At 37.2% G+C, this 6,743-nt stretch carries 7 protein-coding genes and 2 pseudogenes; 6 read left to right on the top strand and 3 right to left on the bottom strand.

The annotated features are described in order from the left end of the window. Positions 1-41 precede the first annotated feature (41 nt). On the bottom strand, positions 42-407 hold the full coding sequence (locus ACFIML_RS06395; RefSeq protein WP_375687674.1) for a helix-turn-helix domain-containing protein: 366 nt from the start codon (positions 405-407) through the stop codon (positions 42-44). A gap of 436 nt (positions 408-843) precedes the next feature. Here ACFIML_RS06395 and ACFIML_RS06390 point away from each other — a divergent pair, with 436 nt between their 5' ends. Beyond that, complete coding sequence (locus tag ACFIML_RS06390; protein WP_375687676.1) at positions 844-1,092, top strand: antitoxin; 249 nt, start codon at positions 844-846, stop codon at positions 1,090-1,092. Beyond that, positions 1,070-1,378, top strand: a complete 309-nt coding sequence (locus ACFIML_RS06385; protein ID WP_375687672.1) for a type II toxin-antitoxin system RelE/ParE family toxin — start codon at positions 1,070-1,072, stop codon at positions 1,376-1,378. The genes ACFIML_RS06390 and ACFIML_RS06385 overlap by 23 nt, the downstream gene beginning before the upstream one ends. Positions 1,379-1,649: 271 nt before the next feature. On the opposite strand, the gene ACFIML_RS06380 is transcribed toward ACFIML_RS06385, so the two are convergent. Further along, entirely contained in the window at positions 1,650-2,390 is a 741-nt protein-coding gene (locus ACFIML_RS06380; RefSeq protein WP_375687670.1) for a TIR domain-containing protein, read from the bottom strand. A gap of 310 nt (positions 2,391-2,700) precedes the next feature. Beyond that, the gene (locus ACFIML_RS06375) at positions 2,701-3,363 is read right to left on the bottom strand and encodes a thiamine phosphate synthase (protein ID WP_375687668.1); all 663 of its coding nucleotides are present in this window, start codon (positions 3,361-3,363) and stop codon (positions 2,701-2,703) included. 365 nt (positions 3,364-3,728) lie between these two features. On the opposite strand from ACFIML_RS06375, the gene ACFIML_RS06370 reads away from it, so the two are divergent. The 4 genes and pseudogenes from ACFIML_RS06370 to ACFIML_RS09425 all read left to right on the top strand — a co-directional run. Then, on the top strand, positions 3,729-4,871 hold the full coding sequence (locus ACFIML_RS06370) for an OpgC family protein (RefSeq protein ID WP_375609418.1): 1,143 nt from the start codon (positions 3,729-3,731) through the stop codon (positions 4,869-4,871). A 181-nt stretch (positions 4,872-5,052) separates the two neighbouring features. Continuing rightward, the gene (locus tag ACFIML_RS06365; protein WP_375606544.1) at positions 5,053-5,571 is read left to right on the top strand and encodes a DUF1465 family protein; all 519 of its coding nucleotides are present in this window, start codon (positions 5,053-5,055) and stop codon (positions 5,569-5,571) included. A gap of 19 nt (positions 5,572-5,590) precedes the next feature. Further along, positions 5,591-5,694, top strand: a pseudogene (locus ACFIML_RS09430) (DUF1465 domain-containing protein); the annotation flags it as partial. A gap of 198 nt (positions 5,695-5,892) precedes the next feature. Further along, positions 5,893-6,041, top strand: a pseudogene (locus ACFIML_RS09425) (DUF1465 domain-containing protein); the annotation flags it as partial. Positions 6,042-6,743: the final 702 nt, after the last annotated feature.

Raw genomic sequence — 6,743 nt, 5'->3', positions numbered from 1 at the left:
CACAAAGGGGGATTATGAATAGCGCATGCTATCGCGTGATATTAGCTTGCATTCTCATCAGAGATCAGCTGTAAAAAGGCTTTCTTTTTTACCGTTGGTAAAACTCTAAATCTTTTGAGCAGCAGGTATTCCTCTGTGCTTGATGCGATTTCATCATGAAGGTATGGGGGCTGTTGTTTTGTGATGATATCCGCATAGAAAAAGGAAACTGGAACATCCAAGATATCAGAAATTTCCATTAAACGCCCTGCGCTGACACGATTTAAGCCGTTTTCATATTTTTGAATTTGTTGGAAAGTGACACCTAAAGCGTGTCCTAAAGTTGTTTGAGACATTTTTAGCATTTTTCGTCTCAAACGAATTTTTTTGCCAATAAAAAGATCAATATTAAGATTTTGAGATTGCATTTTTCCCCGCCGGTTGCGAGCGCCCTCGCATGAGTATTCCGGGAGTCTGAAAACACTGAATCCGAGTCAGCATTTTGCTTTTAGTGCTTAAAGCACCTGGACATAGCAAAATCTCCCGGAATTCCGGGATACCCACAGGAGTGGGTTTATTTTTACGCTCGGATCTAGGGTTTTCAGTTCCCTTTTGGTCGTTGCGTATGCGACCAAAACATCTTTTAATTCATAAAGTAATTTCAGGAAATTTACAATAAAAATAGTTTTTTACTTACAAAATTTGTTTTTTTATGAGAGGCTATCTGCCTCTTAAACCTTTCTGGAATGATTGTCAAAATCATGACATTAGCCCCCGTGTTTTTTGAGAGGGTTAAAAAGCCTTAAGTTTTAAGATCAAAAGAACTTTGGACGCTTAAAAGTTAAACATTTTCAATTCGCTAGTATTGACAACATAGCCAAGAGTAATCATCTTCAATATTCAGGAATAGAAAGGACATATGTTATAAAGATCATCCTTTCTCCGCTAATTTCAGAGTTCGAAACCGTTGAACAGGAAAGCAGCTACACTGCATGGCTGCGCGATAAGGTAGCGAGCAGTCTTGCAAATCCATATCCTCCTATTCCGCATGATGAGGTTATGGCTGAAATGGAAGTTATAATCAGTCAGCTTGAAGCTGAACAGGACAAGTGATGCTTCCGGTTGTTTGGTTGTCTTCGGCGCGCGACGATTTGCGTCAGTTTTTACTTATATTGCTCGCGAAAATCCATCTGCTGCGCGCCGAATGAAAAGGTTTTTGGAAGCATCCGTACTGCCATTGGCTGAACATCCATATTTATACAGACAGAGTGAGAAGGTATTAGGATTACGAGAAATTGTAGCACATCCAAATTACCTTATATTGTATCGAGTAGCTGCAAATCAAATCGAAATTGTAACTGTAGTACATGCCCGACGTGAATTTCCTATTTTTCTTTAATCGAATGAGAGGCTGCCTCTTAAACTTTGCAAGTCCATCAAAATTATGACAACAGCCCCGCGTTTATCAAAGAGACTAAAATGATTTCTTCTACGGTAGTGAATTCACACGCGGTCTCTTCATTTAAATTTACACAATTGCTTGCTGTTTGAAAAAGGGTGAGGGTAATCGTTTCTTTGAGCCTATAGGATGGGTGTGTCTGTGGAATGTGGTGGGGTGCTACGTGTTTTTGGGCGTGCACTTAAAAAATAAACATAAGCATTATTCAAATTTAATTTAATGCATGAGTAATTGCATTTGTATTAAAAGAGAAATCAGCTTCTTCTAAGCGCTTAATAAGTTTGGGGAATGTTTCGTTTACCTGTTCTTTAAAAGAAAGGTAGTAAACTCCACCAACATCTGAAAGCATTTCAATGCCTTCTTTTTGTAGAATAGCAATCCTCTCAAGAGGAAGTGCGGCAGCTAACATGCCCATTTCGAAAATAACATTTTGTCGCGCACGGGGTTGAATTTTTTTTTCACCTTGAGATATAGCATAACCCATGTCATCATGCGTGAGGAGTACAATACCAAAACTTATAGAACTGTCACAAATTTCTTTTTTCAAAGTTTGAATGATGGTTACACCATTACCACTCGTATTTTGTAAAATGTATGGCTCCAAACCAAGCTTGAGAAGAGCATTTTCAAGGTCCTTTAAGGAATAACGATCATGACCGTGAACGATAAAGATTTTTTTACTTGAGGTATTGGAAGCAGTTTTTGAGGAAGGAATCGTTGATGTTTCTTCTAGATGCTTTGCTAAATCTTCTATTAACTTTTGTTTTATGTTTTCTTTGCCTTGAACGTTGATTTTTCCTGTGCTTTTAAACCAATTAGTAGTGCCTCCTTCGTAGGTTTTGATCTGATATCCTTCAGGGGATGGATGTGATAGAGGTTTAGTTTCTATGATTTGATATCCAGCTTTGCGAATTATGTTTTTAAGATCTTCAAGTGTTCCGCTATATCGCATTGTTATGTCCCCTGCATATTTGTATCGTCAGCTATTGGTATTCAGTACCAATATTGAAAATGACCATTTTCCCCAATCATAATGCTTTGTCTTTATAACATTTTGAACTAGAAAGTTTTTATGATCCTTTTCTCTATATATTATGTCAAAAAAGATGCTAGCTTTTTCATCTCATTTGATTGAATTATTAAGCAGTTTTATTGAGTTTCGAGGTATCTTCTTTATCTGTTATTGTGTGTTCTATATAAGTAATATAGTGGTGAGTGTTCTGATTTGTATTAACGCTTTATTTATAAATTCTCCTCCTATATTACAAGGGGGTTTTCTCACATTTTTCTTGCATTGTTTTAAGCAGTATTAAGGGGTTGTCGTTCCCAAAAATGACTTCTTCTACAGCAATGAATTCACATCCAGTCTTTAAGGCTTCATCAAAGGTTGAAAAATCACTCCCCGCTTGCACAACAGCAGGGATTTCCATAATCTCTGCCCACCATGTTGCTAACTGGAGATTGCGGGGGTGAGCGTGCGGCTTTTTATCAGCCCCTAATTTGCCAAAGAACAGGTAATCGACCCCTGCTTCGCCGGCAATCATAGCACTATGGCGATTGCGTAGATTGCCAAAACCGATGATTTTTTGTTCCCTTTTCTGATTTTCAAAGTATTCGAGCGCCTTAACATCTCCCTCTATATGCAATCCATCAGCCTTTATGCGCCCAGCAATGCGGCTGTCATCAGCGATGAGAAGGGCTGCGTCATGATGTTGAATATCTTCTGCGTAAATTTGCGCTTGTTGTTGTAAAAAAGAGCTATCATCTTTCAACTTTTCAGAATCATAAAGGATGACGCATGCAAAAGACTTTGTTTGTAAAATTTGCTGCAAAAATGTTTGTGGGGTGTTGCGCCGAACATCAAGTGTTAAAATCAACTGAGGGAAAAGAGGTGGATCAATTGGTTTATTTTTTTGTTGTGTCATGTCAAATCCCTGTTTCTTAGAAAAAATAACGCTTAAAAATTAAAGTTTCATTCTATTATGCTTATTTGCGATGAAAGTGACCACCATTTTCACGTAATTTAAAGGATTTGTGGGTGTGTGGAAGCCTGCTTATGAGAAATGAGAGTGTTTTTAAGCATAATATGTTGCCTTTTTGCTGTGATACACACATAGATGTTTTTCGTTCTTTTGCCTTTAAAAAACTTTTGCCTTTTAAAAAATAAACGCTTAAAATGAAACTTGACACTTAAAAATTAAAATTTCATCCTGTTCATGCTTGTTGGCAATAAGGGTAAGCACCATTTTTATGGGACTTCAAGGGGTTTGCAACGTGTGGGAGTCCACTGATGAAATACCAAGGTGTTCTTGAGTATAATACACAATCTTCTCATCGAGATACACGTATTGATGTTTTTCGTTCTTTAGCCTTATTGACGATTTTCATTAACCATATTCCCGGAACGATTTATGAGTCTTTTACTCATAGAAATTTCGGTTTTTCTGATTGTGCAGAAATATTTGTTTTGCTTTCAGGGGTTTCTCTGGGGTTAAGCTTTCATGCGCGGTTACAGCAAAAATCCTTTGCTTTTATTATCCGAAAACTTTGGTACAGAGCTCTGCAGCTCTATGGTGCATATCTTTTTACGACTTTTGTAACTTTAAGCCTTTTTTTAGGGGCATTTTTCTTATGGCGAACAGAAAAACTTTTATCAATGAACAATGTAGGACTCTTTTTTAAAGAGCCTGTTATCGCATTTTTAAGTACCTTAAGCTTTGGGCACCAGTTGGGATATAATAATATTCTTCCTCTTTATATCGTTTTGATGTTTTTTGCGCCTTTTATCCTTTATTTGAGTTGTAAACAGACAAAATGGCTGCTTTTGGGCTCCTTTACACTGTATCTTATCTGCGGATTTTATAAAATTGCTCCTCCTTCTTATCCTTTAGAGGGAAAGTGGTTTTTAAATCCTTTGTCTTGGCAATTCTTATTTGTCATAGGATTGACCAGTACTTTAGCGCTTAAACAAGGAAAAAAAATCGCGTTTCAGTCTTTTTGGATTGTTTGTGCGGCAGCGTATCTCTTGTTGGCGCTGTTATGGGTTCGCTTAAACTGGTGGGGCATTTTGGGCTGGCTTGGCTGGTCTTCCCCGTTGATGAACTTTAATAAAACCTTTTTAAGCTTGCCACGTTTACTTCATGTTCTTGCATTAACCTTTCTCATTTTTTCTTTGCCACATGTCAATAAATGGTTTTATGTCTCTCCAAAACATCCTTTAGCAATTTTAGGAAAACATAGTTTACCGGTCTTTGTAACGGGAACCATTTTTGCGATGTTTGGACAAATTGTAAAAACAGTGATGACAGAAACGGTTTTTTCCGATACCTTCTTAATAATAACGGGTATTGCTTTGCAATTTGGAGTCGCTTATTATTGTGAAAAACGGCAATCTTGGCAGTGGTCCTTTTCAAGGAAAATGATCCGTTTATAAAAAACATTCCTATAGTGTTTGTTTGGCGCGTTAACCTTAGTATAAAAAGCGCGTTGCGCAAAAGATTTAAAAGAGGTAGCAATTTTAAAAAAAAAGCATTCTATACAGCAATAAAAGAAACTTTTTAATCCTCTGTTCGTTAAGGGGTATGATTTTGTGCTGATACTTGGAGTATAAAAGCGTGAGCGTACATAAACGTCCATATGATGAACCTATTATCATGATTGAGCATAATGCTTTTGAAAATGCTTTTAATCGTCTCTATGAAGAAACAATGGCGCTGATTGAAAAAACTGCAGCATACATTGACTCAGAAGGGAAATTAGTGGCACGTTCCCTTTCAACAGAAGTTTCTGCAATCTATGCGAAAGAGGCTATGTATTTAAGTACACGACTTATGCAAATCGCTTCTCAACTCCTTCTTCTTCGAGCAGAGCGCGAAGGGGAAATGTCATCAGAACAAATAAAAAAGGAAATTGTAAAAGTATCTCTTCATACACCGACATTGGAACTTGAAACCCATCATTGGCATGAATTGCCAGAAACTTTTCGCCAATTTGTTTCTCATTCATTGCGTTTAGAAGCGCGCATAACCTATTTGCGTGCTGGGTGGGAAACTGCGGCCTCCTGTACCTTAGAAGATGATAATCCAGTAGGAAAACAAATCGAATTGCTCAAAACAGCCTTTGGGCGTTCTTAGAGGTACTCCCCTTATTTTGCGCGAAGGGGAAATATCATCAGAACAAATAAAAAAAGAAATTGTAAAAGTGTCACTTCATACACCGACATTGGAATTTTTCCCTTTTATTGGCATGAATTGCCATAAACTTTCCGCCAATTTATTTCTCATACATTGCGTTTAGAAGCGTGCATTTTGTTTCATTTAGAGATGCTGCTGTAGTTTAAGCGCTTTGGTCAATAAGCGGCCACTGTATCTTGAACGATGATAATCCAGTGGAAAAATAAATCGAATTACTGAAAACAGCTTTTGGGCATTCTTAGAGGTACTCCCCTTGTTTTGCGCGAAGGGGAAATATCATCAGAACAAATAAAAAAGGAAATTGTAAAAGTGTCACTTCATACACCGACATTGGAATTTTTCCCTTTTATTGGCATGAATTGCCAGAAACTTTTCGCCAATTTATTTCTCATTCATTGCGTTTAGAAGCGTGCATTTTGTTTCATTTAGAGATGCTGCTGTAGTTTAAGCGCTTTGGTCAATAAGCGGCCTCCTGTACCTTAGAAGATGATAATCCAGTGGAAAAATAAATCGAATTACTGAAAACAGCTTTTGGGCATTCTGAGAAAAATAGCTCCTTGCTTCTTTCTTGAGATATTTAGAACAGTATATCCATTTTTTACAACCAAAATTTCACAACGAAAACCAATCTAGAGTGCTTTTTTCTACCTAATTTCTATTTGAGCGTAGGAAATATCTTGAGTTTATAGCTGAGAGAGGGATAGGTATTGATTTCGAATTATGGCATGGAATAGGGTATGGTTGGTTTTGTGGGAAATTGACTTTTGTTGATTGCAGCTGGAACACTTTCTGTTGATCTATCGTGTGATTTTGTTTTGGCTCTGATAATGATCTGGCTCTAAGATAGAGCGGGGGCTTATACATCAATTTATTTATGGCTCTATAATTTATACCTATAAAGCTGCTGTAAAGTGTGTGTTAATGAGGATGATACACATTGTTACAGTTTTTGGGCTTCTTTTGTTTTGAATGGAAGTTATTTTCCCTCGTGTAAAATAAAATATCCAAAATAAAGTGCCATATAATGAATGTCCCATGGGTTCCCTGTGCCCCCATACAATGTTCCTCTCTATGCAATGTCATTGTGGTGTGATGAGTATATTCAAAAACAC

Source organism: Bartonella sp. AC62GZZY (assembly GCF_042196525.1).
Taxonomy (GTDB): domain Bacteria; phylum Pseudomonadota; class Alphaproteobacteria; order Rhizobiales; family Rhizobiaceae; genus Bartonella.
The sequence above is the reverse complement of the archived record's forward strand: the minus strand, read 5'-3'. Positions and strand labels throughout refer to the sequence as shown.